22 protein-coding genes, 2 tRNA genes and 1 pseudogene are annotated in these 24,075 nt (G+C 46.8%); 19 read left to right on the top strand and 6 right to left on the bottom strand.

Going from position 1 to position 24,075, the window contains the following annotated elements; translation table 11 throughout:
• The first annotated feature begins 8 nt into the window (after positions 1–8).
• The 15 genes and pseudogenes from LRY47_RS00120 (at position 9) to LRY47_RS00050 (ending at position 15,988) form a co-directional block, all read left to right on the top strand.
• On the top strand, positions 9–314 hold the full coding sequence (locus LRY47_RS00120; RefSeq protein ID WP_295221196.1) for a hypothetical protein: 306 nt from the start codon (positions 9–11) through the stop codon (positions 312–314).
• A complete protein-coding gene (locus LRY47_RS00115; protein ID WP_295221193.1) occupies positions 301–1,992 on the top strand; it encodes a penicillin-binding protein 2 in 1,692 nt (563 codons plus the stop codon). Before LRY47_RS00120 ends, LRY47_RS00115 begins: the two co-directional genes overlap by 14 nt.
• On the top strand, positions 1,970–3,418 hold the full coding sequence (locus LRY47_RS00110; RefSeq protein WP_295221190.1) for a UDP-N-acetylmuramoyl-L-alanyl-D-glutamate--2,6-diaminopimelate ligase: 1,449 nt from the start codon (positions 1,970–1,972) through the stop codon (positions 3,416–3,418). The genes LRY47_RS00115 and LRY47_RS00110 overlap by 23 nt, the downstream gene beginning before the upstream one ends.
• Positions 3,400–4,776 (top strand): UDP-N-acetylmuramoyl-tripeptide--D-alanyl-D-alanine ligase, encoded by a 1,377-nt coding sequence (murF, locus tag LRY47_RS00105; protein ID WP_295221187.1) that lies wholly within the window; start codon positions 3,400–3,402, stop codon positions 4,774–4,776. The genes LRY47_RS00110 and murF overlap by 19 nt, the downstream gene beginning before the upstream one ends.
• Entirely contained in the window at positions 4,766–5,851 is a 1,086-nt protein-coding gene (gene mraY / locus LRY47_RS00100) for a phospho-N-acetylmuramoyl-pentapeptide-transferase (protein WP_295221185.1), read from the top strand. The genes murF and mraY overlap by 11 nt, the downstream gene beginning before the upstream one ends.
• A 5-nt stretch (positions 5,852–5,856) precedes the next feature.
• Positions 5,857–7,116 (top strand): UDP-N-acetylmuramoyl-L-alanine--D-glutamate ligase, encoded by a 1,260-nt coding sequence (murD, locus tag LRY47_RS00095; RefSeq protein WP_295221184.1) that lies wholly within the window; start codon positions 5,857–5,859, stop codon positions 7,114–7,116.
• Position 7,117: 1 nt separating this feature from the next.
• On the top strand, positions 7,118–8,209 hold the full coding sequence (gene ftsW / locus LRY47_RS00090; RefSeq protein ID WP_295221181.1) for a putative lipid II flippase FtsW: 1,092 nt from the start codon (positions 7,118–7,120) through the stop codon (positions 8,207–8,209).
• A complete protein-coding gene (locus LRY47_RS00085; RefSeq protein ID WP_295221179.1) occupies positions 8,209–9,255 on the top strand; it encodes a UDP-N-acetylglucosamine--N-acetylmuramyl-(pentapeptide) pyrophosphoryl-undecaprenol N-acetylglucosamine transferase in 1,047 nt (348 codons plus the stop codon). The genes ftsW and LRY47_RS00085 overlap by 1 nt, the downstream gene beginning before the upstream one ends.
• Before the next feature lies 1 nt (position 9,256).
• Positions 9,257–10,645 carry a UDP-N-acetylmuramate--L-alanine ligase gene (gene murC / locus LRY47_RS00080; protein ID WP_295221581.1) on the top strand — a complete coding sequence of 463 codons (1,389 nt, stop codon included), beginning with the start codon at positions 9,257–9,259 and terminating at the stop codon, positions 10,643–10,645.
• Positions 10,632–11,516 (top strand): D-alanine--D-alanine ligase, encoded by an 885-nt coding sequence (locus LRY47_RS00075; RefSeq protein WP_295221178.1) that lies wholly within the window; start codon positions 10,632–10,634, stop codon positions 11,514–11,516. Before murC ends, LRY47_RS00075 begins: the two co-directional genes overlap by 14 nt.
• A gap of 189 nt (positions 11,517–11,705) precedes the next feature.
• Entirely contained in the window at positions 11,706–12,389 is a 684-nt protein-coding gene (locus LRY47_RS00070) for an FtsQ-type POTRA domain-containing protein (protein WP_295221175.1), read from the top strand.
• A complete protein-coding gene (gene ftsA / locus LRY47_RS00065; protein ID WP_295221174.1) occupies positions 12,389–13,633 on the top strand; it encodes a cell division protein FtsA in 1,245 nt (414 codons plus the stop codon). The genes LRY47_RS00070 and ftsA overlap by 1 nt, the downstream gene beginning before the upstream one ends.
• A 153-nt stretch (positions 13,634–13,786) precedes the next feature.
• Complete coding sequence (gene ftsZ / locus LRY47_RS00060; protein WP_295221173.1) at positions 13,787–14,929, top strand: cell division protein FtsZ; 1,143 nt, start codon at positions 13,787–13,789, stop codon at positions 14,927–14,929.
• An 11-nt stretch (positions 14,930–14,940) separates the two neighbouring features.
• Positions 14,941–15,384 (top strand): annotated as a pseudogene (locus LRY47_RS14125) (glycosyl transferase); the annotation flags it as partial.
• 31 nt (positions 15,385–15,415) lie between these two features.
• The gene (locus LRY47_RS00050) at positions 15,416–15,988 is read left to right on the top strand and encodes a glycosyltransferase family 4 protein (protein ID WP_295221167.1); all 573 of its coding nucleotides are present in this window, start codon (positions 15,416–15,418) and stop codon (positions 15,986–15,988) included.
• A gap of 156 nt (positions 15,989–16,144) precedes the next feature.
• Here the strand turns inward: LRY47_RS00050 and LRY47_RS00045 are convergent, their stop codons facing one another.
• From LRY47_RS00045 to pncA, 6 genes are all read right to left on the bottom strand, one after another.
• Positions 16,145–17,245 (bottom strand): Fic family protein, encoded by a 1,101-nt coding sequence (locus tag LRY47_RS00045; RefSeq protein WP_295221164.1) that lies wholly within the window; start codon positions 17,243–17,245, stop codon positions 16,145–16,147.
• A 482-nt stretch (positions 17,246–17,727) separates the two neighbouring features.
• Positions 17,728–18,360 carry a hypothetical protein gene (locus LRY47_RS00040; protein ID WP_295221162.1) on the bottom strand — a complete coding sequence of 211 codons (633 nt, stop codon included), beginning with the start codon at positions 18,358–18,360 and terminating at the stop codon, positions 17,728–17,730.
• 3 nt (positions 18,361–18,363) lie between these two features.
• Positions 18,364–18,618: a hypothetical protein gene (locus LRY47_RS00035; RefSeq protein ID WP_295221159.1), complete on the bottom strand. Its 255-nt coding sequence runs from the start codon at positions 18,616–18,618 to the stop codon at positions 18,364–18,366.
• A 16-nt stretch (positions 18,619–18,634) separates the two neighbouring features.
• On the bottom strand, positions 18,635–19,030 hold the full coding sequence (locus LRY47_RS14120) for a S24 family peptidase (RefSeq protein ID WP_366042984.1): 396 nt from the start codon (positions 19,028–19,030) through the stop codon (positions 18,635–18,637).
• Between the two features lie 70 nt (positions 19,031–19,100).
• Complete coding sequence (locus tag LRY47_RS00030) at positions 19,101–20,561, bottom strand: nicotinate phosphoribosyltransferase (RefSeq protein WP_295221156.1); 1,461 nt, start codon at positions 20,559–20,561, stop codon at positions 19,101–19,103.
• A complete protein-coding gene (pncA, locus tag LRY47_RS00025; protein WP_295221154.1) occupies positions 20,558–21,190 on the bottom strand; it encodes a bifunctional nicotinamidase/pyrazinamidase in 633 nt (210 codons plus the stop codon). Before pncA ends, LRY47_RS00030 begins: the two co-directional genes overlap by 4 nt.
• Before the next feature lie 241 nt (positions 21,191–21,431).
• Here pncA and LRY47_RS00020 point away from each other — a divergent pair, with 241 nt between their 5' ends.
• The 4 genes from LRY47_RS00020 to arsB all read left to right on the top strand — a co-directional run bounded on the left by LRY47_RS00020 (position 21,432) and on the right by arsB (position 23,991).
• A complete protein-coding gene (locus LRY47_RS00020; RefSeq protein ID WP_295221152.1) occupies positions 21,432–22,646 on the top strand; it encodes a PAS domain-containing protein in 1,215 nt (404 codons plus the stop codon).
• A 103-nt stretch (positions 22,647–22,749) separates the two neighbouring features.
• Positions 22,750–22,822: transfer RNA gene (locus LRY47_RS00015), tRNA-Ala, on the top strand.
• A gap of 74 nt (positions 22,823–22,896) precedes the next feature.
• Positions 22,897–22,969 (top strand) — tRNA-Lys (locus LRY47_RS00010).
• 134 nt (positions 22,970–23,103) lie between these two features.
• Positions 23,104–23,991, top strand: coding sequence for an ACR3 family arsenite efflux transporter (gene arsB / locus LRY47_RS00005; RefSeq protein WP_295221149.1), 888 nt, complete (start codon positions 23,104–23,106; stop codon positions 23,989–23,991).
• The last annotated feature ends 84 nt before the right edge of the window (positions 23,992–24,075 follow it).

Below are 24,075 nucleotides of genomic sequence, written 5' to 3'. Positions count from 1 at the left end.
AGACGGATATGAAAGCGCAAACCATGACGGCAGCACCCGCAGAGACTGTTTCAAGAGTGAGACTCAGCACCCTGATACTGGGCGCTGTTATGATGCTTCTTCTGTTTTCCATAGTTTATGTGCGCCAGATGTGCATCCGCGCAGGTTATGACATCAGCAGCATGACGCAGAAAATAGAGCAGGGTGAGATAGACTATACCTCTCTGCTTTCAAAAAAATCCGACGCATACGATGCGGAGAACCTTTATAAAAAAGCAAAGGATATGGGGCTTATGATGCCTGACGTAAGAAGAACCTATTATGTTAAAAACTGAGAGCGGAAGACTGACATTCTTTTCGTGGCTCGCCATCTTTTTCTTTTGCCTTGTTGGTGCAAAGGTGGCATATCTCCAGACAGCGCAGAACGATTTCTACACGGATAAAGCTGTCAGACAGTCGAAAGGCGTGATGAAAAGCACAAAGGGAAGAGGACTTATCATGGATGCGAACGGCAACCCGCTCGCACTGAACAAAAAGTCCGCTTCCCTTTATGTTTTTCCGGAGGAACTGAAAAACCGTCAGGCTTTTATAGATCAGCTTCGACGCGACGGAATCAGACTTTCGGCTGATAAAAGACGCAGAATAATCAATAAAAAAGGCTTCACATGGATAGCCAGAAACATTGAGGTTGCACAGGCAAAAAGAATTCAGGAGGAGATACCGGAGATTGAGTATGTCCTCGAAGAACAGAGGTTTTATCCTGAACGCAAACTTGCGGCATCCATAATAGGTTTCACAGGAACAGACAACGAAGGTCTCAACGGAGTTGAGTACCGTTACAACGACGTGCTTGAAGGGAGCGAATTCCAGCTTCTCGCAATGCGCGACAACAAAGGAAAAAGAATTATCTTTGAAGATCCGCAGAAGAAAAAAGATGTGGATACAGTGATTTATCTGACCATAGACGAATACCTACAGGGTCTATCGGAAGAGATCCTTCGGCAGGGCACGGCTGAGTTCATGGCGGACAAAGGCATGGCCATTGCCATGGACGCACAGACAGGGGAAATAATTTTTGCCGCGTCCTCCGGAGGGTTTGACCCGAACGACTTTAGAAAGTATTCCCAGAAGGAGTGGAAGAACGATCCTGCAAGTTTTCTTTACGAGCCGGGTTCGATATTTAAACCGGTTCTTTTTTCACTGCTTCTGGATAAGCACCACCTGAATACGAATATAACTATAGACTGCGAAAACGGTGCCTATAACGTTTACGGACACAACATCAAGGATGTTTCCCCAAACGGTATGCTGACGGCGGAGCAGGTGCTTATTAAGTCCAGCAACATCGGAATGGTTAAGCTTTCCGACAAGGTTACTAAACAGGAATTTCACGATTATATAAAGTCTCTGGGATTCGGTGACAGAACGGGCATTTCCGGCATGATAGAGGAAGAGGGGCTTGTACGCAGCTACAGACGCTGGTCGGGTCTCAGTAAACCTTCCATTTCAATCGGTCAGGAGATACTGGTAACTCCTTTGCAGATGGTGCGTTTTTACAGCGCCATAGCAAACGGCGGACATCTTCTTAACCCCAAAGTCGTAAAGAAGATAGTGAAGGGCGAGGACACCTATACGCCGAAAAATAAAGACGAGCGGGTTTTTTCGGATGAAACTGCAAAACGTTTGCAGGGGCTTTTGAAGAAGGTGGTCAAGGACGGTACCGGAAAGAACGCCTATTCAGACTTTGTTGATATAGGCGGAAAAACGGGTACCGGACAGAGGATAGATAAGGAAACAGGCACATACAGCAAAACGGGTTACGTTGCGAGTTTTGCAGGCGTTTTCCCTGCTGACAATCCCAGAATTGCTATGGTTGTCGTTTACAAGGAGCCCAAAAGTTCTATCTATGGCGGAACCACAGCCGCAAGAACTTTCAAGACCCTCGCGGAACAGATATCCATGCACATGGGGCTTAAAAGGAGCTATGTATATGAAAGTGTCCCAACTTCTTGACGGACTTGATATTAAGGGGTTTGATCTGGATGTTGACTTTGAAGCGGATATCAAAGATATCAGCTTCGACAACAGAGACACAAAGAGAAAGTGTCCTTTCTTTGCGTTCAAGGGGACACATTTCGATTCTCACTCCTTTGCCAGAGAAGCGTATGAAACAAAAAAAGCTCCTTTTGTAGTTGCCGAGCGCCCCATTGAAGGCGTTCCCACCGTTGTGGTTGAGGACGGACGCAAAGCCATTGCTCTTGCATGCCGCAACCTTTTCGGCAGACCCGACGAGGATATGGTTAAGGTCGGAGTAACAGGTACAAACGGAAAAACGACCACTACATATATTATAGAATCCATCATGAAAGAAGCGGGAATGAGACCTGTACGCATCGGTACGACGGGCGTTGCATACGGCGACACATCGTTCGATTTGGATTCGACAACCCCGTCTCCGTATGAATATTACAAAGCTGTGCGAAAAGCAGCAGATGCAGGTTGCAATGCGATGGTGATGGAGGTATCATCCCACGCTCTCGACCAGCACAGGGTATACGGAACAGTCTTTGATGTCGCCGCCTTCACAAACCTGACAGGCGATCACCTCGACTATCACAAGACAATGGACGAGTATTTCAATGCTAAGAAAAAGCTTTTCACACCGACGTATTCAAAGGTCGGCGTTATAAACGTTGATCATGATTTCGGCAAAAGGCTCGCGAAAGAGAGCGAGGTCGACAAGGTCACTTTCGGCGTGAGTCCGAAGACCGACATCGGAGCGGAAGAGATATGGTTCGGGCTGGATGGTATCAAAGCGAAGCTGATATGCCCCGCCGGAAAGATAAATATAGATTCCCACCTTGTGGGACTGCACAACCTTGAGAACCTGCTGGCTGCGGCATCAGCCTGCATCATGCTCGGTATAGATTCCGGGCATATCAGAGAGGGCATTGCTAAGATGAAGAACGTGCCGGGCAGGCTTGAGAAATTTAAAAAAGACAACGGCGCATTCATCTTTGTGGACTATGCCCACACAGACGACGCGCTTATAAACGTTCTGTCCGCTCTGGGCAATTTCAGAGAGAACAGAATAATAACCGTTTTCGGCTGTGGCGGAGACCGCGACAGAACGAAACGCCCCAGAATGGCGAAAGCGGCGGAGAAAAACTCCGACGTGGTGATACTCACCAGCGACAACCCCAGAACCGAGGATCCGAAACAGATATTCGGGGACATCCTCACAGGTTTTGAGGATGCGGAGAACGTTATCCTTACACCCGACAGACGCCATGCAATTCAGCAGGCGGTGGGTATGGCACAGGACAAGGATATTGTACTGATAGCCGGCAAGGGACACGAAGATTACATGATAATAGGCAAAGATAAGATACATTTCGACGACAGGGAAGAGGTAAGAAAATGTCTGGAGGCGCAGTGATGCACGTTACACAGGCAATAAATGCAATGGGCGGGGTTCTCAGGTCAGCTATCTCAACCGACTGTGAGATAACCGATTTTGTAATCGACAGCAGAAAGGTTTCCGCAGGAAGCTGTTTTGTTGCTTTCCGAGGAGAGGTCACCGACGGCAATCTGTATGCGCAGCAGGCGGTGGACAGCGGAGCGGCGCTCGTTATCCTTGAGGATGAAGAGACGTTCAACAAGATGTCAGGCAACAGGGTGCTTGTTAAAAGCAGTCTGGATGCTCTTAAGACCATCGGCACATACAACCTGTCGAAGTTCAAAGGCATAAAAGTCGCAGTGACAGGAAGCGTCGGCAAGACCACCACTAAGGAGCTTATCTCCTGTGTTCTCGGAGCAAAAAAGAAGGTCTATACGGCATACGGCAACTATAACAACGAGCTTGGTGTTGCCATTTGCGCGGCGAATATGAAGAACAGAAGCGGTTTTGCCGTTTTTGAGATGGGAACGAACAACACAGGGGAGATATCCGCCCTGTCCAGATATATCAAACCTGACGTAGCTGTTGTGACACTTATCGGTCACGCGCACATCGGCAGATTCGGGAACATTGAGGGGCTGGCGGCGGAAAAGCTGTCCATAGTCGACGGCATGACAGGCGAGGGAACCCTCTGGGTGCATGATTCATGCAGACGCTTCATAGGCGAACGGGAGCTTTCAAAGGTAAACGTCCGCTACTTCGGAACGGACATGGCTTCCCACGTTATCATGGGCGACATGAACAGAACCGTTAACGGCGATTTTTACTTTACGGCAGTTATGCGCAACACGCCTTACTGCTTTAAACTGAACCATATATACAGCCACTTCGTGCAGAACAGCCTTGCCGCCATCGGCATAGGCATGACATGCGGGCTTTCATACACAGACGTTATGAAAGGTATCAGGAATTTTCAGCCGGAGAACGGCAGGGGAAGGATAACTGACTACGGCGCATACAGAGTTATAGACGACACATACAACGCCGGATTTGAATCTGTCATGAGTGCAATGAACAATCTGGCGGAGATACCCGCATCACCAAAAACCGCTGTATTAGGCGAAATGGGCGAGATCGAAGGATACGAAGAGATGCTTTATCACAAGCTGATGAAGCGTGCCAAAGAGCTTAAGGATGTAAATTTCATATTCGTGGGCAAAAGCTTTTTAAAGTTTGAGTGCGCAGAGAACGTGAAGGTCATAGCCGAAAAAGAGGATGCCATGAAACAGGTGGCTGCTCTTAACGGCGGGATGTTCCTGTTCAAAGCGAGCCGCGCCCGCAGGTTTGAAGATTTCATAAATTATCTTCAGAAGGAGAAAGAGCAGCGTGCTGTATAACCTTTTAGTTCCGCTTTCGGAATATTTAAGTTTTCTTAACGTATTCAGGTACATTACCTTCAGAACGGCGTATGCTGCCATTACCGCTCTGGTCATAACACTTGTGTTCGGTCCCTATGTTATTCGCAAGCTGAAAGAGATGTCTTTCAGCATGAAATCAAAGGGATATGAACCGGAACGCCACAAGGTTAAAGAGGGTACACCCACAATGGGCGGTGTCATGATAGTCGGTTCCGCCGCTATATCAACATTGCTCTGGGCTGACCTGCGCAACCCTTATATCTGGATAGTTCTTCTGCTCTTCATAGGGTACGGACTTATAGGCTTCGTTGATGATTATAAAAAAACGATCCTTAAAAACCCAGAAGGTATATCTCCACGCCAGAAATCCGGCGGACAGCTTCTTTTCGCTGTGATAGCCACACTTCTGGTGCTTTATGTGGATAAATCCGGTGTTTCAACGAAACTTGCAATGCCATTCTTTAAAAAGTTTGTAATAGATATGGGCTATTTCTATGCCCTGCTTGCTATTTTTATAATGATAGGCACGTCCAACGCGGTGAACCTTACCGACGGTCTGGACGGACTTGCCATCACTCCAAGCATAATCGCTTTCGGAACAATCGGTTTCATGGCGTACCTTACAGGTAACTTCAAATTCGCCAGCTATCTGAATATCATTTATGTTCATGGAGCGGGCGAGGTTGCAGTCTTCTGCGGGGCGATGGTGGGTGCGGGTCTTGGTTTTCTGTGGTTCAATGCGCATCCCGCCAGCGTTTTTATGGGCGACGTCGGTTCGCTGTCTATAGGCGGCGCGCTTGCGGGCGTGGCTGTCATAGCAAAACACGAGATAGTTCTTGCGGTTGTCGGCGGCATTTTTGTTATGGAGACACTTTCAGTTATCCTGCAGGTGGGCTACTTCAAAATAACAAAGGGCAAACGAATGTTCCGCATGGCACCGATACACCATCACTTTGAGCTTGCCGGATGGAGCGAAACGAAGATAACCATTCGTTTCTGGATCATATCCTTTATTCTGGCGCTCATAGCGCTGTCTACGCTGAAACTGAGGTAATGTAGATGAAAGCTGCGATCTTAGGATACGGAAAAAGCGGCAAAGCTGCCGAAGCACTGCTTAAACTGGACGGATACACAGATATCACCGTTTTTGACGACGGTGATAACTCGTTTAAAAATATAAGTGAGTTTACAGATACTTACGACCTTGTTGCCGTAAGCCCCGGCGTGAACCTGAGAAACTATCCGAACGCGCCCAAAGAGTTTACCAGCGAGATTGAGCTTGCGCAGAAGCACAAGCCTCAGGGTGCGAAGGTTGTGGGTATAACAGGTACAAACGGTAAATCCACCGTTACGGCACTCACGGCGCAGGTGCTTACCAAAGCCGGTATCCGCTCCGAGGCGTGCGGAAACATCGGGCTGACATACGGCGAATGTGTTCTCGGCGAGCATATGGACTGCTATGTCGTGGAACTCTCCAGCTTCCAGACCGGGATGCTCCGCGAGTTTGAAGCGGACTGTGCGATAGTCACCAACCTTGCGGAAGACCATATGGACAGATACCGCGATATGGACGACTACGCAGACGACAAGATGAATCTGGTGAAGTATATCAAGGAGGGCGGCAGACTTATAATCGAAGACGAGCCGTACCTTGTTAAGAAGACCGCCTTTTATAAAGGCGAAACGGTCAAAATAGACCCGAAACTGAAAGGTTTTCCGAAGCTTAACGGCACTAAGCTCGATTTCGGAAGTTTTTTTGTTGATGTAGCAAAATTTCCGCTGAACGGCGGACATAACATAATGAACCTCTCATACGCTCTGCTGGCGGCTGACGCGCTCTGCAAATTTGAGGGGGATGTAACTCATCTTGTCGAAGGTTTAAAGGGACTGCCCCACAGATGCGAATACGTTGACACTATAAACGGTGTCGAGTGGATAAACGATTCCAAGGGAACGAACCTGCACAGCACCCTTACAGCGCTGAAAGGGTTTGAAAAGGGCGTTAACGTTATTCTCGGCGGAAAGGACAAGAACGGGGATTTCAACGTTCTGATAGACGTACTTAATGAAAAGGCTTCCCTTGTTGTTGCATACGGCAAGGCGGGCGAAAAGATAGAAAACACTCTGAAAGACAAGGTAAAAGTACCTGTTGTCAGGGTAAAAGACATGGTTGAGGCGGTTGACGTATGCTTTAAGCACGCGAAAGCGGGCGAAAAAGTGGTTCTGTCTCCCGCTTGCGCAAGCTTCGACCTCTACAGAGGTTTTGAGCACCGCGGCGAACATTTCTGCGAGCTTGTAAAAGCTCTTAAAAAAGGGTGATATGCACGATTTACAGGACAACAGACTTAAAATTCTGATAATCACCTCCGTACTGGTGATTCTGGGACTGATATTCCTGCTGTCTGCGGGCAGTATGCAGGCGATGTCCCTCGGTCGTCAGGAGCTGTATTTCTTCCAGAAACAGCTCATCAGTGTCCTTGTGGGTGCGTTCATAATGTACTCTGCATATAAGGTGCCCCTTGATACATGGCGCAGATTTGTGCCTATCTTCTATTTCGGAACGCTGATACTGCTGGTTGCTGTCTTCTTTTACAGACCCATCAACGGTGCGCACCGATGGGTTATTCTGCCCGGATTCAGCTTGCAGCCGTCGGAGCTTGCTAAGTTCACGGTTATACTGTATCTGGCGCACTACCTTGAGAAGAAAGAGGACAAGCTCAAGGATTTTTCAAAAGGATTTTTACCTGCTTCCATCATGCTCGGTATGATGGGGGCTTTGATACTTATGGAACCTGACTTCGGAACAACCTTCCTGCTTATCACGGTTCTGCTCGCCATGTTCGTCATCGGCGGCGCAAGCGTACTGCACATCGGCGGTATGCTGGGGTTCATCTCCCCCATACTCATTGCGGGTATGATGATGGGCTACCGCAAGGCAAGGCTTCTGAACTTCCTCGATCCGTGGCAGGACAGCCACGGGGTAGGATATCAGCTTATTCAGTCGCTCATTGCAGTTGGAAGCGGCGGACTTTGGGGCAAGGGGCTTGGGAACTCCACACAGAAACTCTATTTCCTGCCGGAAGCCCACACTGACTTCATCTATGCCATCATAGCTGAGGAGACGGGGCTTTGGGGTGCGTTCGGGATAATGATACTGTTCATTCTCCTGTTTTATGTGGTTATAAAGGTTGCGAAAGCACACGATGATAAATTCAAGAGACTGCTTACGTTCGGGCTGGCGTACTGCATGATAATTCAGGCGATACTCCACGTCGGCGTGGTTTCGGGCGCACTGCCCACAAAAGGTATCGGTCTGCCGTATATGAGTTACGGCGGTTCGAGTATGATATTTGCGATGTTCATGACGGGGATTCTTCTGCGCAGTGCGGAAGAGGCTCAGGTGAAGAAGTGATGAAGGAGCGTCTTATAATAGCCGGCGGCGGAACCGGCGGACATCTTTATCCGGGTATTGCCGTTGCGCAGTATCTAAAGGACAAAAACGTCGAATGTTTCTTTATCGTTTCCGACCGAGGACTTGAACGCAGGGTGCTGACAGAGCTTGGATACAGGTTCTACGAACAGAAACAGACACCTCTGAAAGGCGTAAATATATTTACCCGCATCCGTTCTCTTTTCAGACTGCTGAAAGAGATAAGCGTCTGCTACACGCTGGTGCGCAGACACGACACGGTTCTTATGACAGGCGGTTTCGCATCTGCGGCGGCGGGGATAATCGCCGTTATGAAGGGGCTTAAGCTTTACATGCACGAGCAGAACAGCGTCATGGGGCTGACAAACAGGATTTTTGCCGGATGCTGCGACAGGGTTTTTCTGTCGTTTCCGGAAACCATAAACGCGGCGGGCAACACGATTGTCACAGGCAATCCCGTCCGCGAGGAATTTAAAAGCATAAAACCCGCCGAAAAGGGCGGAAAGCGCATACTTGTGATGGGCGGTTCGCAGGGTTCCAGACTGGTGAACATACTGGTCTCCAACTCCGCTCCCATACTTGTGGACAGAGGATATACCATCGTCCACCAGACAGGCGGCGCGCTGTATGAAGAGACCGTAGAGAAATATAAGGTCAAAGGGCTTCTGGACAGCGGAAAAGTCACTGTCTGCGGATACATAGACAACGTTGCCGAGGCGCTTGAAAACTGCGATATCGTAATAGCCAGAAGCGGTTCCGGTACCGTTTTCGAGGTCACGAACGCAGGACGCTATGCTATTTACGTTCCGTTTGCAAAGGCTGCGGATAACCATCAATACTTTAACGCTTTGTTTGCTGAAAAGCAGAAAGGTGCGAAAGTTGTTACGGAAGAATACGCAAATGCGGAAAAAATTATAGAAGCCGTTATAGATTATGAAGAAAACAGCGATTTATATATAGAGTCGCTTAGAAATATGAAAAAATACGAAAGTGCTGCTCTTATAGCAGGGGGAATGAACATTGGATAAGGTGTTCGGTTCGGTCAAGAACATTCATTTTGTGGGTATCGGCGGGATAGGTATGAGCGGGATCGCAGAGGTTCTGCATAACATGGGGTTTGGCGTAAGCGGCTCCGACCTGTCCGAAGGCGGTAACGTTAAAAGATTACAGAACATGGGAATAGATGTGCGCACAGGGCACAGATACGAATATGCGGAGAACGCCGACGTTGTTGTCTATACATCTGCGGTTAAAGAAACCAATCCGGAGCTTGTCTGTGCGAAGGACAGATTCATACCAGTTATCAAGCGCGGAGAGATGCTTGCGGAGCTTATGCGCCTGAAATTCTCAGTCGCAGTTGCAGGAAGCCACGGAAAGACTACCACAACCTCAATGGTTGCTGAAATTCTGAACGAGGCGAAACTCGACCCGACGATAGTCGTGGGCGGTATCCTCAATACTCGCGACACAAACGCGTCGCTCGGCAAAGGTAACGTTATCGTTGCGGAAGCGGACGAATCCGACAGAAGTTTCCTGATGATGTCACCCAGTGTAGCGCTCATCACCAATATAGATTATGAACACCCCGACACCTACAGCGACCTTGAGGATGTTAAACAGACCTTCATAGATTTCGCCTCAAGGGTTCCGTTCTACGGAAGCGTTGTTCTCTGTCTGGAAGATATGAACACTGCGGACATAATTCCGCATATCGGCAGAAAGTTCCTTACCTACGGCTTTAAGGCACAGGCTGACGTTCATGCGGTGAACGTTGAACAGAAGGGATTCGGAATGCATTTTGATGTTGTTATCAAAGGTCAGAAGATGGGTAAGATAAGGCTTGGATTCCCCGGCGAACACAACGTACTGAACTCGCTCGGTGCCATAGCTGTTGCGCAGGAGTTCAACATTCCTTTCAAAACGGTAAAACGCGCCCTTGAGAAATTCAAAGGCGTACAGAGAAGGCTGACCGCAAGATATGACGACGGCTCATGCATCGTTATGGACGACTACGGTCACCACCCCACAGAGATAAAGACCACACTGCGTGCGGTGCGCGGCGCATACGGCGACAAGAAGATAATCGCCGTGTTCCAGCCACACAGATACACCAGAACGCAGGCGCTCATAAAAGATTTCGCAATGGCTTTCTTTGATGTGGACATGCTGTTCATAGCGGACATATATGCCGCCAGCGAAGACAAGATAGAGGGTGTTGATTCAGAGACCCTTGTACGTGAGATAAAGAGAAGAGGATTCAAAAACGTAAATTATATAGGTTCCTTTGACGAGGTCTATGACTACCTTGAAGACGAAGGATGCGACAACACCGTGATAATCACGCAGGGCGCAGGAAACGTAACCAAGTTCTCATTCGATCTTGCCGAAAAGGTGAGGGAAAAACGTGAAGGAAAATAAGGTAGCCGTACTTTACGGCGGGATGTCTGCTGAAAGAGAAGTTTCACTGCGCAGCGGTAAGGCGGCGTATGATGCGCTTGTTCGTCTGGGTTACGACACGGCGCTTATAGATATGGACAAGGACGTTGCATTTAAAATACGCGAGGCGGGCGCAACAGTCTGCTTCATCGCTCTCCACGGAACATACGGTGAGGACGGACGTATTCAGGGGATGCTGGACATCATGGGGCTTCCCTACACAGGTTCGGACTTCGAGGCGAACATGGTTGCCTTCGATAAGCTCATGACAAAGGAGCAGTTCGTTAAGAACAACGTACCCACTCCGGCATACAAAGTGCCGACAGATAAAAAGATGCCCTTTAAGAAATGCGTGGTCAAACCCTGCCGTCAGGGTTCGTCCGTGGGCATACATATAGTGGATAACGAAGCTGACTATGCTGCGGCTCTTGATGACGCTGCGAAATATGACAGCAAGCTGATGGTTGAAGAGTGCATCGAGGGAAAGGAGCTTACTATCTCCATACTCAACGGCGAAGCGCTCCCTATCATCTGGATACGCCCGAAAAAAGGCGTGTACGATTATGAATCTAAATATACCAAGGGCATGACAGAGTATGTCTTTGAAACTGAACTGACCGACGAACAGTATAAATATGTGCAGAAAGTCGCTCTGGATGCGTTCAACGCGGCAGGGTGTTCAGGATACGGCAGGGTTGACGCCATCTTTGACGGAAAAGAGAGCTACGTTCTCGAAGTCAATACACTGCCGGGCATGACCGAAACAAGTCTGCTGCCTAAGGCCGCCGGAAAAGCCGGGATGACCTTTGAGCAGATGGTTGAAAAGATGCTCGCCGGAGCGCTGAAAAAATGAGTTCTCAAGGTGCAGGACGCACCACACGGAGGAGTAAATCCGAAGTTTTACTCGGATTTGCGACGGAGTGTGAGCGTAGCATGGATTCATTCCATGCGGAGCGTTACGAGGAAATGCTAGGACAGCATTTCCGAGAGTTAAATCAACTGCCAATGCCCAAGGATGGGGTTGCTTGAACGGAGTTAAGTAATGGCAAAAAAGAAAGGAATCGGACGTTTTATTCTCGTGTCTCTTCTTGCGCTGGGAACAATGAGCGCCGTAGGCGTCGGCATAAAGAAGGGTGCGGATTCTTTCACCGAGAGCGGTTATTTCAAGGTGAAGAGCGTAAATGTCAAAGGACTGATAAAAGCTGACAACAAAAAGGTCGAAACCATGGTGAAAAGCATGGTGGGGCAGAGCATATTTGATGTTAAGCCGGAGACCATAAACTATAACGGGGATTCGTGGGTTGAGCGTATGGAAATACGCAAGGTGTTCCCCGACAGGCTGGATGTGGTGGTGTTTGAAAAACGTCCCGTGTTCAAGCTTCAATACACCAGAGGATGCTTTACGGCTACCTCCACCGGACTTATGATAAAGGATACATGCGAAGGCGTCAGGATAAAGATGGACCAGAAAGTGAAGGAAGACGATTTTAAGGAGTTCATCAAAATGTATGAGACCGCGGCGGTGCTTAAGGACAAAAACATAAATCTTAAGCAGTTTTATTTCACAATGGTGGAAAACGGCGTGGAACTGCGGGCTTCATACGATCAGGCGGATTTTGAAAGGATGTACGCAGCTTATCAGGACATCATCAGGAAACGCTACAAAGAGATAGAATACGTTGATATGAGGATTCCTGACAAGATATTCGTGAAAGGGGTGATGTAATGATACAGGATAATATCTATGTCGGGCTGGACTTCGGCACAACGAAAATATGTGTTGTTGTCGCAAGTCAGAACAGCGACGGAAGCATAGACATAATCGGTCTGGGCAAGGCGCCCAGCGACGGCATCAGGCGGGGCGTGGTTGTCAATATAGACTCCACAGTGCAAAGCATCCGCGACGCCATCGCAGAGGCTGAAAGAATGTCCGGTGTGCAGATAAAGGCAGTTACTGCGGGCATCGCAGGCGGACACATAAAAAGCTTTAACCAGAGGGGAACAATAGCCGTTAAAGGCGGGCGCGAGATAACCCAGAAGGACGTTGAAAGGGTAATCGAGACAGCCGCCGCCACGAACATCACCGTGGGAAACGAGATTCTGGCTATTCTGCCCCAGCAGTTCATTCTGGACGGGCAGAGCGAGATCAAAGATCCTGTCGGTATGAGCGGCGTTCGTCTGGAAGCTGACGTACATATAATCACAGGCGCAGTGTCAAGCGCCCAGAACATAATAAGAAGCTGTGAAAAGGCGGGAATAATCGTTAACGATATCGTTCTTGAACAGCTCGCATCTTCCGAATCCGTCCTCAGCGAAGACGAGAAAGAGATAGGCGTTTGTCTTATCGACGGCGGCGGCGGCACCAGCGACATGGCTGTTTTCAAACAGGGTGCAGTGTTCCACACAGCGGCACTTCTCATAGGCGGACGCAACTTTACAAAAGATCTTGCGATAGGGCTTAACACTCCCGAATCCGAGGCTGAAAAGCTGAAACTGAAGAACGGATGCGTATGGATGCCCCTCGTTGAAGAGGATGAGCGCATCGAGGTTCCCACTGTCGGCGGCAGACCCCCCAGACTGGTGAGCAAGGCGACAGTCACTCAGATTCTTCAGGCAAGAGCAGAAGAGGTTTTCCAGATATTTAAGGGAGAGCTTCAATACAAGGGACTGCTTGATCATCTCGGTGCGGGTGTGGTTATCACAGGCGGACTTTCAAACCACGAAGGCATTGATATGCTCGCGGGCGAGATACTCGGCGTTCCGGTGCGCGTTGGCAGACCCCACAACGTCGGCGGTCTGAGCGATTATGTTCATGACCCCAAATATGCGACAGGCGTAGGTCTTGCACTTTGCGCGGCAAAAAAAGGCAAATCATCAGGTTCAAGACTGTCCTCTTCGTCCGACAGCGACGAAAAGCAGTTTTCAAATGTGCTTGGCAGGATGAAAAGCTGGTTTTCAGAGTTCTTTTAACAGAATGGCAGGATAGAAAGAAAATCCCCCTTAATCCCCCTTTGTTAAAGGGGGAAAAACTCCCTCCTTTAAAAAAGGAGGGTTGGGGTGGATTTGAATTAGGTCTTTATATAGCTTTAAGGAAATTTTTCGAGCTTTACAAGGAGGTTTCAGATGGACAAATTACAATTCGACTTTGCGCCGCTGCCTCAAAACGCGGTAATCAAAGTAGTCGGTGTTGGCGGGGCAGGTGGAAACGCTGTCAACAACATGATCAGAGCAGGGATAGCAGACGTTGAGTTTATCGCTGCGAACACGGATGCACAAGCACTTGCATCCAACCTTGCACCTAACAAAATTCAGCTTGGCACCACCATCACACGCGGTCTCGGTGCGGGCGGCGTTCCCGAAGTTGGTAAAAAATCAGCTATCGAGGACATGGAAGCTATCGAACAGCACCTGCGCGGGGCCGATATGGTATTCGTTACAGCAGGTATGGGCGGCGGTACCGGCACAGGTGCGGCTCCCGTTATAGCGAGCATTGCAAAAGATCTCGGAGCTCTTACAGTTGCCGTTGTTTCAAAACCCTTCGCTTTTGAAGGCAGAAAAAGAAACGACAACGCAGAGCAGGGACTTAAATTTCTGAAAGACCATGTGGACACCTATATCGTTGTTCACAATGATAAAATAATGGATCAGTGCAAAGAGAACACTCTGTTTGAGGAAGCGTTCAAAATGGCAGACGACGTTCTGCGTCAGGGCGTTCAGGGTATCAGCGACGCTATCAACTCAAACGGCGTAGTGAACGTGGACTTTGCAGATATCCGCACCATCATGAGCAGCAAAGGCATGGCTCTTATGGGTATAGGTACTGCGGAAGGCGAAAACAGAGACCTTCTCGCTGCGGAAAAAGCACTCAGCTCTCCGCTTATCACAGACGTTTCCATCGCGGGCGCGGACGCTCTGCTGCTTAACATCACTTGCGGCACAGACTTCCGTATGTTTGAGATGGACAGAATCGCCACCAAAATCTATGAAGCGGCAGGCGATGAAGCAAACATATTTAAAGGCGTCGTGATCAACCCCGACATCACTAACGGCGAACTGAGAGTTACCGTTGTTGCTACAGGTCTGGGTAAAACACGCGAAAAAAAGCCGGTAGACCTTGAAAGCTTCGCCGAGAAGACTAAGGTCGGTAAAGAGATCAAAATGACTCTCGGCACAATAAGAAAGACAGACCACAGGTTAAAAACGCTGACTGATTTCAATGAGGAGGAGTCTGAACTCCCCGCATACCTTAGGAATCAGGCAGACTGAGATAGATTGAGGTGCGTATACTAAACGTAATCAACGTACGGTGGTATAACGCAACCGCCTGGTATGCCGTGTCTTTGTCGTCGGCTCTTAAGTGCAAAGGGCACGATGTCGCTGTTTGCGGACTGCCGGGCTCACCTCCTGTCCTTAAAGCTCGTGATGCCGGTCTCGAAATTTTCGAGGCCGGCATTAACACATCAAACCCGTTAAAGGTGCTTGCCGCCATGGGGGCGATGGACAGGATACTCATGTCTTATCAGCCGGATATCATCATTGCAAACCGCGGCGAATTTTTCGGGTATTTCGCGTGGAAACGCATCACCAGACAAAACTTCAATCTTGTACGCGTGCGCGGCGATATACGTCCGCCCAGAAACGGATTCTTTAACCGTGTCATGCACAACCGATGCACCGACGCAATAATCTGTTCAGGCGAATTTATAGCGGACAGCTACAGGAAAAATCTCAAAACACCCGATTCGGCACTCAATGTCGTATACGGCGGTGTCGATACAAAAAAAATTCAAAAAGAGCGAGTTTGCCCGAATAAAGATACGCGACGAGTTCGGTTTTGCACAGGACGATCATGTTGTGGGCATAGTCGGCAGGTTCGACCCCATAAAAGGTCATGAAAACCTCATAAAAGCAGTCGGCAAGGTCTACCGCGAGGGCAGAAGGAACATCAGACTGGTGATCGCCGGTTTCGATGCGGTGAGCCAGACTGAAAGCATAAGAAAATATATATACGACAACGGTATCGAAGATATAGCAACTATAACGGGATTCCGTGAGGATATTGCGGACATATACAACAGCTTTGATGTGTGCGTTGTGTCTTCTCTGGGTTCGGAAGCTATATGCCGTGTCGGTATGGAAGCCATGGCATGCGGAGTGCCGCTTATCACCAGCGATACAGGCGTGCTTCCAGAAATTTCTAAGAACGTCTATCCTAAAAACGACTGGGAGCGGCTGTCGGAACTCCTGACAGATTACGACCCGTCGGTTACTGTCTATTCACTTGACGATTTCGCGTCAGCTTTTCACAAAATCATGCGGATGTGAAAAGCCCCGCATGGCAGTGCGGGGCTTTCAGGCTAAAAGAAGAGTTACGAGGTACGAAATGATCAGAGTATGTATATCAAAAATGACGTCGTGTCATTTTTGATCAACGCCTTACACAGGCAAAGCCTGCGTAGGCTCACACTACGCTTGGTTATATTAGCCGAAACAGAGCAGGTCTGTTCCGAGTCTGTATTCCTTGTTATCGTCGGTTGCTAATATCTTCATATCCGTCAGTTTTTTAAGGTCACGTCTGGCTGTCTGCTCGTTCTTGCCTGAGTAAAGCAGAGAGAACGGAAGGTTCGTCTGGATGGATGCCAGAGTGATTGTACAATCCTTGTCCATCATAAGTATGACAAGATCAAGCTGGCGCTGGTTCAGATCGCCGTCCTCTTTAAGTATATTGAGGTATTCGCGCATGGTCAGGTCATAAAGGTAACCGTAAACAGTGTCCTTCAGCCCGTCCAGTGAGGCGTTGACCGCCTCAAGGACGAACCGGATAAAAGGAGTTATGTCTTTTTTGGCTCTTTTAGACATTGAAAATATATTGAAATACTCTTCTGATTTTGCATGGTAGCGGACACTGAGTGATTTTGCAGTGAGACGCATGTCAGCATGGGAGAGGATGTAGGCTTCCAGAAGTCTTGCAGTGCGTCCGTTCGCCGTGAAGAAAGGGTGTATTCCTGTGAGCTTCGCGTGCGCGGCTGCGGCGCGGACATAGGGTGATACGGACATCATAACGGGATGGTTGATGAACTCAATGAACTCAGCCATCTGCGCGTCAAGGTCTGCTGATTTTCTGCTTCCTGCCTTCGCGGGTTTATCGCGGTATTCACCGGGGGTGGAACCTGCTGTGTCGATTCCTATGGTGAGGTTTTTGTGCAGTTCTTTTATGAGTTCCTGAGTTATAACTGGTGCCGAACCGTCCGGCACTATCTCGTCGAGCAGTTTATATGCTCTTATCAGGTTCTTTATTTCTTTTACATTGTTTGCTGTAGAAGTTTTAGATGCATTTTGTGAGTATATGGATGCTATTTCTTCTTTAGAAAGTGTGTTTCCGTCCAGTGCGGCAGTGGCAAAAATGGAGGAAACAGCAATTTCGGTCTCCATTTCTAACGCCTGATTGGGCAGCAGCGGTATATCGCTGATGGTTCCGTTCAGAACAGATGCCCTTGTAAGTAAATCATTTAGCTGATTCTCGTCAAAAATATCCGCCGTAGAAAAACCGTCCGCAATAACCAGTTGCTTTTTATATAACATAACACCCTCTTTAAAATTAAAAATGTAATATTTTTAATTCCTAACCACAATTATTTATATATCATAGTAGCTATTTAATGTAAAGAAAAAAGTCATATAAAATGTAAAGAAAAATGTAAAATATCCGATAATATATCAAGAATGTATATGGTTGATATTATGGAATAAAATATTTCAGAAGAATTATAAGTGAGTAGTTTTGATGAATAAATGTACGGGGGTGTCAAAAGAGTAGTGACTGTCGTGTCAAACGGAATGGAATTTTTTTTCCAACTTCTACTTAACATCTCTTAACATGTCAGAGCTTTCGTAAGAAGTCACAGTGACCAAAACCAAGAAAAGAGCTATTATGAAAATCTATAATGCGAGAAAGACGGTCGAACTTTTAAAGCGAGAAAATTAAGAGTGCTATCCTTTTTGAAGATGGTTGACGAGCGCATCGAAACCAGCGAAATTTGAACGCGCGGTTTTGATGATGGAGACTAACGACTGTTCTTAGGCATGATTCTGATCAGAGATTTGAAATTCTTCTCTTGTTCTTTTTTCGGTTTACTACCCTCTATGTATTCTTCCATCTCAGGAATTGCGGCGATAAAGTTATCCATAAACATTGAAATGTTATTTCTAACTGCGAAATGTTCTGAGCAATCACTTGTGCATGAAGAGTCTCCGACGCCTTGGCTTGTTACAACCAAACTGTAAATGGTGCCAAAATCATCATAGATATCATATCTGATGATAACATCAGTCGGTTGTGATTGATTTGCGGGGACAAATACCTGCATGGGGTAAAAAGACATAAATACCTTTGCAGCAGGTGTGTAAAACGTGTAAATTGTTGCATCCAATGTATACAGGTTTTTAATGTTGCCATTAAATGTATGAGAATTGTCCATTGTTTTTTGTATTGATTCTTTAATTAAATCAAGTTTTGAATCCCTTAACCCGACAATTTTTCCCATCTGTTTTTCTTCGGGTGCCGTGGTGACATTTATTTCTTTAAGATATCCGTCAATTTTTGTCTGCGATGTTGGGAAATACTTTGGAGTATAATTGTTTGCACACGATGTTGTAATGATTGACAAGCATATTATAAAGATAATTCTAAATTTCATTTATTAATCCGGCTTTACAAATTCCCCACAGTGCTTGCATTTAAGTGCATCGGCGGGGATTTGTGACAAACAGTAGGGACATTTTCTTTCATAAAGCCCTCTTTTGAGACCAGCTAAAAAACCGTTGTCAGGTTTTTGATTAGTGGGCTTGAGAAATAGAGCAATCAATAACATGATGATGGCTATCATGATAAATGGAGGGAAAATCAAACCAATCAGAAGGCAGAGTATAGCAAAAATGAAAGTTAACTTAGCCATCAAGACCTCTTAGTTGTTAGATTTTTCGGAGGCAGCATATTACGCGACCAACGACTTTAACATTATCAGTTTTGACATCAAGCTCCATCGGCTCATAGAAACCGTTGTCCGATGTTAATCTCATTATACCCTTATCGAAGAATATTTGTACACGTTTTATATATAAAACCTCTCCGGCTCTGACTATAAATATGCCATCCCCGCCAGTTTGGCTATTATCAACGATGACCACATCACCATTTCGCAATGTAGGTTCCATACTGTCGCCAACAACTGTAATTGATGCTAAAAGTTTGTAATTCGCTCTAAGTCCCTTTTCGATAAATACTCTATCAAGAGAAATTTGACCTACAGGCTCGTTGCTGTTATATGCTCCGTAACCTGCCGATGCCTGATTTTCAGATTCTAACAGTTAAGACATAAAAAAAGAGGGCTGAAATGTCAGCCCTTATAGAAATAGATTGTAATTATAGCGGTTTTTTTTATGAGTCCTGCATATGTTCGCTGATCATGTCGGTTTTGACCTTCTTCAGCCTGTCGGAGATGCTTACCTTGTAGACGTGAGGATTCAGCAGGCGTTTGAACGTGTCGTGCAGGGAATTCATTTCTGTTTTCGCACGTCCTCTTATTTCACGCAAGTCAGATTGAGCGATTATCTTTTTACCGCCTTCCATGACCTTCTCAAGCAGGAGTTTTGCATCGGCGTATTCATCCAGTGTTATGAAAGCATATTCAATGGATGGGTGGTTCAGGCGCAGGGGTTTCTTTTCTGCGGTGATTTTCAGAATTTCCTCTGTTTCCTCTTCAAAAAGTACCATATCTGCAAGCATCATTCCGCTTTTGTCATAAAAACGGAGGATGTTCTTTATACCGGGGTTTGACATCTTTTCTGGGTTATTTGTCAGTTTTATTGCCGGAGAAAAAGAGCCGTCTTCAGCTTCTTTCGCTGTGAGCTTATACACTCCGGTGAGCGAAGGATCTTTGTCCGCTGTGACAAGTCTGGTTCCCACGCCGTAAGCGTCTACTCTGGCGCCTTCGAATGCCATCTGTTCGATGACCCATTCGTCCAGATCGTTGGATGCGACTATTTTTGCTTCCTGCAATCCGTTTTCCGCAAAGATTCTTTTAGCTTCGCGGCTCAGAAAGCTCAAATCCCCGCTGTCAAGGCGTATGCCGTATCCTTTGCAGCCTTTTGCCTTAAGTTTTTTGAATACTTTTACGGCGTTCTGTACGCCTGATTTCAGCGTGTCGTATGTATCTGCAAGAAGAATGCAATTGTTGGGATACATTTGTGCAAATGCTTCAAATGCCTCAAGCTCGGTTTTAAAGCTCATTATCCAGCTATGCGCCATGGTTCCGCTGACTGGGATATCATATAATTTGCCTGCAAGAACGTTTGATGTCGCGCCGACTCCGCCGATGTATGATGCCCTTGTGGCGGACACTGCGCCGTCGGGTCCCTGCGCGCGCCTCAGTCCGAATTCCATAACGGCGGAAGCACCTGCGGCTCTGCATATTCTGGCGGACTTGGTAGCTATGCTGGTCTGAAAATTCACAAAGTTGAGGAGAATAGGCTCGATAAGCTGGGCTTCGAGCAGAGTCCCTTTAACTCTGAGCAGAGGTTCATTTGGGAAAACGACAGTGCCTTCCTTAACGGCATATATTTCGCCTTTGAAACGGAAATTACTGAGGTAGTCCAGAAATTCCTTAGAAAAGCAGTTCAGGCTTTTGAGATAGCCGATATCGTCCGCCGAAAAAGTGAAGTTCTCTATAGCGTCGAGCATAGGCTCCAGTCCTGCGAAAACAGCGTAACCGCCGCCGTATGGCTGTCTGCGGAAGAACATGTCGAAAACGGACAGTCTGTCGGGATTTTGCGAAAAGAATCCCTGCATCATTGTGAGTTCGTAAAAATCTGTCAGAAGCGCCGAGTAAGTGCATTTCATTTTAAAATATCCTCCGAAGAGATTATCCTTATGCCTTTTGCCTGCATAGCATCAAGAGCGGCTTTGGCACTTCCTTCCGGAAAATCCACTCCTCTGCACGCGTCTGCGGCTACATAAACCTCGAATCCGGCTGAAAGCGCATCTTCTGCGGTATATCTTACGCAGTAATCAGTTGCAAGCCCGGTTATGAACACTTTTTTAATGCCTTTGCTTTCCAGATAGCCTTTAAGTCCCGTTACTGTCTTCCTGTCATTCTCCATGAATGCGGAATATGAATCTATCTCAGGATTGCTCCCTTTTCTGATTATGACTGAAAAAAGGTCGGTTGTGAGATCGGGATGAAAATCGGCTCCGCATGTACCCTGAACACAGTGGTCGGGCCACATGACCTGATCAGTTCCGTTCAGATTTTTAATCTGATAAACTTCGGTGCCTTCGTTGTTTGATGCGAAAGATCTGTGGTTTGCCGGATGCCAGTCCTGTGTTCCGACAACCGTATCAAAGCAATCCATCATTTTGTTGATAACTGAAACAACCTCGTCACCGCCTTTAACGGCAAGCCCGCCGCCCGGGCAGAAGTCGTTTTGGACATCAACAACTATCAAAGCGGTATCTTTTCCTGCTGTCATGCTGTACCTTCCTGTGCTGATATTTTGTGAGCTGACTGTAATTATGGTATCAAAAATGAAAGGAAGCAAGACTGTCGTGCAGTGTATTGAAAATAAAGGTGTGTTTTTTCAATATCAAAAGTATCTGTACGGTTGTCCGGCAGAAGAAAAATTGACCGGAACTCCTTTGGAAATCAGCGTGGTGAATTGAAACATGGTTCTTAATGGGGTATAATTCGTTAAACACTGCCGGAGGGTGATAATGTCGGAATGGCTTGCCAAAAATGATCCCCATATGGAAAACCTCAGGCTCTACTGCAAGGGCGTTCTTGAAGACGAAGACCTTGGAGCACTTTATGCCGAATATGAAGGCGATATAAAATCAGTTCAGTATGACGAGGTCATGGCTCTTGTTCACTGGATGGTATCCTGCGGCGATTATGATATGGAAACTGTTAAGGATGCGCTGAACAGAATTATAAACATCTTTTCAAGCCAGCTGGACAAGGACGTCTTCAATCTATGCAGGCATGTGCCGCAGTTCATTTCCATTCTGTCGGATGAAAACAGTGCCGTAATTGAACACATGGATTCTATAAAGGAGCTGCTGAAATCATTCAGTAAGGCACAGGAAGGTTCCGCTGAATCTGACAGGTGCAAACGTGAACTCATCGGGAAACTGGAAGAGCTTACAGAGATAGACAAGCATTACATAAAGAAGGAGAACATCCTTTTTCCGTATGTTGAGAAATATATTCCGGAATACAGATGTATAGGCGTGATGTGGTCGATGCATGACGACGTGCGTCAGGGTATAAAGTTACTTACAGGCATCCTTTCGGAACCGTCTATGGACAGTATAAAATTCAACCGCACTGTGGGCAGGCTGTTTTTTGATATATACGGGCTTATCTTCAGAGAGGATTACATACTGCTGCCCATGGCGGCACAAAAGATACCGGAGGACGTTTTCGCAGAGATAGTGTCGCAGTGTCCTGAAATCGGTTACTCGTTCATAAAAACACCGGAAGTCAAAGCCGCTTTGAAAAAAGGAACAGCCATTCCCGACGGAACTATTGATCTTGAAACGGGAAGCTTATCCGCAAATGAGCTTATAACTATGCTGAACACACTGCCGGTGGACATGACCTATGTGGATGCCGACGACAGGGTTCGCTATTTTTCATCTCCCAATGATCGTATCTTTCCGCGTTCAAAAGCTATCATCGGACGCACAGTTCAGAACTGCCACCCGCCGGAGAGCGTTCATATAGTGAACGATGTTGTGGAGCGTCTTAAATCCGGCAAAAAGAACGTTGAGAGCTTCTGGATTCAGATGGGCGGCAAATTTATCCTCATCCAGTATTTTGCGCTCAGAGACAAAGACGGGAAATATATAGGTACAATCGAGGTCAGTCAGGATGTGACAGGAATACGCGAGCTTTCCGGCGAAAAGAGACTTCTGGACTTTCAGTGATATCCAGGCGGGTTTGCAAGCCGCTTTTTTTGTCAAAAATAATTGAAAATTTATGCTTGATTATCTGATGAATATAAATATAATCAAACTTCCTGAAAAATCAGGGGGTATAGCTCAGCTGGGAGAGCGCTACAATGGCATTGTAGAGGTCATCGGTTCGATCCCGTTTACCTCCATATTATCGGAAGGGAACTTGTTGAAACAACACAGGTTCCCTTTTGTTCCGTTTTTGGATGTTAAAAATTTTATAGGGGTATTAGCTTAGTTGGTAGAGCGGCTGACTCTTAATCAGTAGGTCGTAGGTTCGAATCCTACATACCCCATAAATAACTGAAATGGCTCGGAGAAATCCGGGCTATTTTTTTTATCGCCGTTATAATTTTATATTTTTAGGAATAATGTTGATTTTTAAGTTGATATATGCAATTCTGTCGTAAATTTATTCGGCAGGGTAGTTATGAAAACATCCTCAAAGTTGTCATTTACCGACAGAAACCTGACGCTTATAATAATCATTGCGATGCTGGCGGGAGTTGCCGTCGGTTATTTCATCGACGGAATAGAGAATATAGTAAACGCTTTCAATGTCGGAACAACTAATGTACCGATTGCCGCGGGGCTTATCATAATGATGTATCCGCCGTTTGCGAAGGTGCATTACGAAGATCTGCCGGACGTGTTCCGCAATGTCCGCGTGCTTTTGGTTTCGCTGGTGCAGAACTGGCTTATCGGTCCTTTTCTAATGTTTTTTCTCGCTGTTATTTTTCTGCCCGACAAGCCGGATTATATGGCGGGGCTTATCCTCATAGGTCTTGCGAGATGTATCGCAATGGTTATCGTCTGGAACGAGCTTGCGGAGGGCAGCGCAGAGTATGCCGCCGGACTGGTTGCTTTCAACTCAATATTTCAGGTGTTTTTCTACAGCGTTTTCGCGTGGTTTTTTATGACTGTTCTGCCGCCGTTCTTCGGGCTTCGCGGCACTTATGTGGACATATCTGTCAAAGAGATAGCAGTCAGTGTCTTTATATACCTCGGCATACCGTTCATAGCGGGATTCATAACACGCCTGATAGGCATAAAGATTATAGGAAAAGATGCTTACTACAGCCGATTCGTTCCGAAAGTGGGTAAACTTACACTGATTGCCCTTCTTTTTACTATATTTGTGATGTTCAGTCTTAAGGGTAAGATGATTGTGGAGATACCATACGATGTGTTCAGGATAGCCGTTCCGCTCTGTATCTATTTTGCAGTTATGTTTGTTGTTTCTTTTTATATGGGTAAAAAAGCAGGCGCAGGATATATAGTGGACCTATTGTCAAGACATCAGTTTACTATTTCTTAGTAAATATTATGCCGCCATCTTCATCTGATTCATGTGCACTTCCATAGGTCTCTTATATCCCAAAGCTGAATGCAGCCTTCTGTT

Source organism: Seleniivibrio sp., assembly GCF_021209385.1.
GTDB lineage: Bacteria > Chrysiogenota > Deferribacteres > Deferribacterales > Geovibrionaceae > Seleniivibrio.
The sequence above is the reverse complement of the archived record's forward strand: the minus strand, read 5'-3'. Positions and strand labels throughout refer to the sequence as shown.

Coding starts and splice junctions, on each gene's coding strand:
- LRY47_RS00070 (WP_295221175.1), top strand. CDS start 11,706: ATGGCAAAAAAGAAAGGAATCGGACGTTTTATTCTCGTGTCTCTTCTT.
- ftsA (WP_295221174.1), top strand. CDS start 12,389: ATGATACAGGATAATATCTATGTCGGGCTGGACTTCGGCACAACGAAA.
- LRY47_RS00040 (WP_295221162.1), bottom strand. CDS start 18,360: ATGAAATTTAGAATTATCTTTATAATATGCTTGTCAATCATTACAACA.
- ftsZ (WP_295221173.1), top strand. CDS start 13,787: ATGGACAAATTACAATTCGACTTTGCGCCGCTGCCTCAAAACGCGGTA.
- LRY47_RS00050 (WP_295221167.1), top strand. CDS start 15,416: ATGTCGTATACGGCGGTGTCGATACAAAAAAAATTCAAAAAGAGCGAG.
- ftsW (WP_295221181.1), top strand. CDS start 7,118: ATGCACGATTTACAGGACAACAGACTTAAAATTCTGATAATCACCTCC.
- LRY47_RS00085 (WP_295221179.1), top strand. CDS start 8,209: ATGAAGGAGCGTCTTATAATAGCCGGCGGCGGAACCGGCGGACATCTT.
- LRY47_RS00030 (WP_295221156.1), bottom strand. CDS start 20,561: ATGAAATGCACTTACTCGGCGCTTCTGACAGATTTTTACGAACTCACA.
- murF (WP_295221187.1), top strand. CDS start 3,400: ATGTCTGGAGGCGCAGTGATGCACGTTACACAGGCAATAAATGCAATG.
- LRY47_RS00035 (WP_295221159.1), bottom strand. CDS start 18,618: ATGGCTAAGTTAACTTTCATTTTTGCTATACTCTGCCTTCTGATTGGT.
- arsB (WP_295221149.1), top strand. CDS start 23,104: ATGAAAACATCCTCAAAGTTGTCATTTACCGACAGAAACCTGACGCTT.
- murD (WP_295221184.1), top strand. CDS start 5,857: ATGAAAGCTGCGATCTTAGGATACGGAAAAAGCGGCAAAGCTGCCGAA.
- LRY47_RS00045 (WP_295221164.1), bottom strand. CDS start 17,245: ATGTTATATAAAAAGCAACTGGTTATTGCGGACGGTTTTTCTACGGCG.
- pncA (WP_295221154.1), bottom strand. CDS start 21,190: ATGACAGCAGGAAAAGATACCGCTTTGATAGTTGTTGATGTCCAAAAC.
- LRY47_RS00020 (WP_295221152.1), top strand. CDS start 21,432: ATGTCGGAATGGCTTGCCAAAAATGATCCCCATATGGAAAACCTCAGG.
- LRY47_RS00120 (WP_295221196.1), top strand. CDS start 9: ATGAAAGCGCAAACCATGACGGCAGCACCCGCAGAGACTGTTTCAAGA.
- LRY47_RS00115 (WP_295221193.1), top strand. CDS start 301: ATGTTAAAAACTGAGAGCGGAAGACTGACATTCTTTTCGTGGCTCGCC.
- LRY47_RS00110 (WP_295221190.1), top strand. CDS start 1,970: ATGAAAGTGTCCCAACTTCTTGACGGACTTGATATTAAGGGGTTTGAT.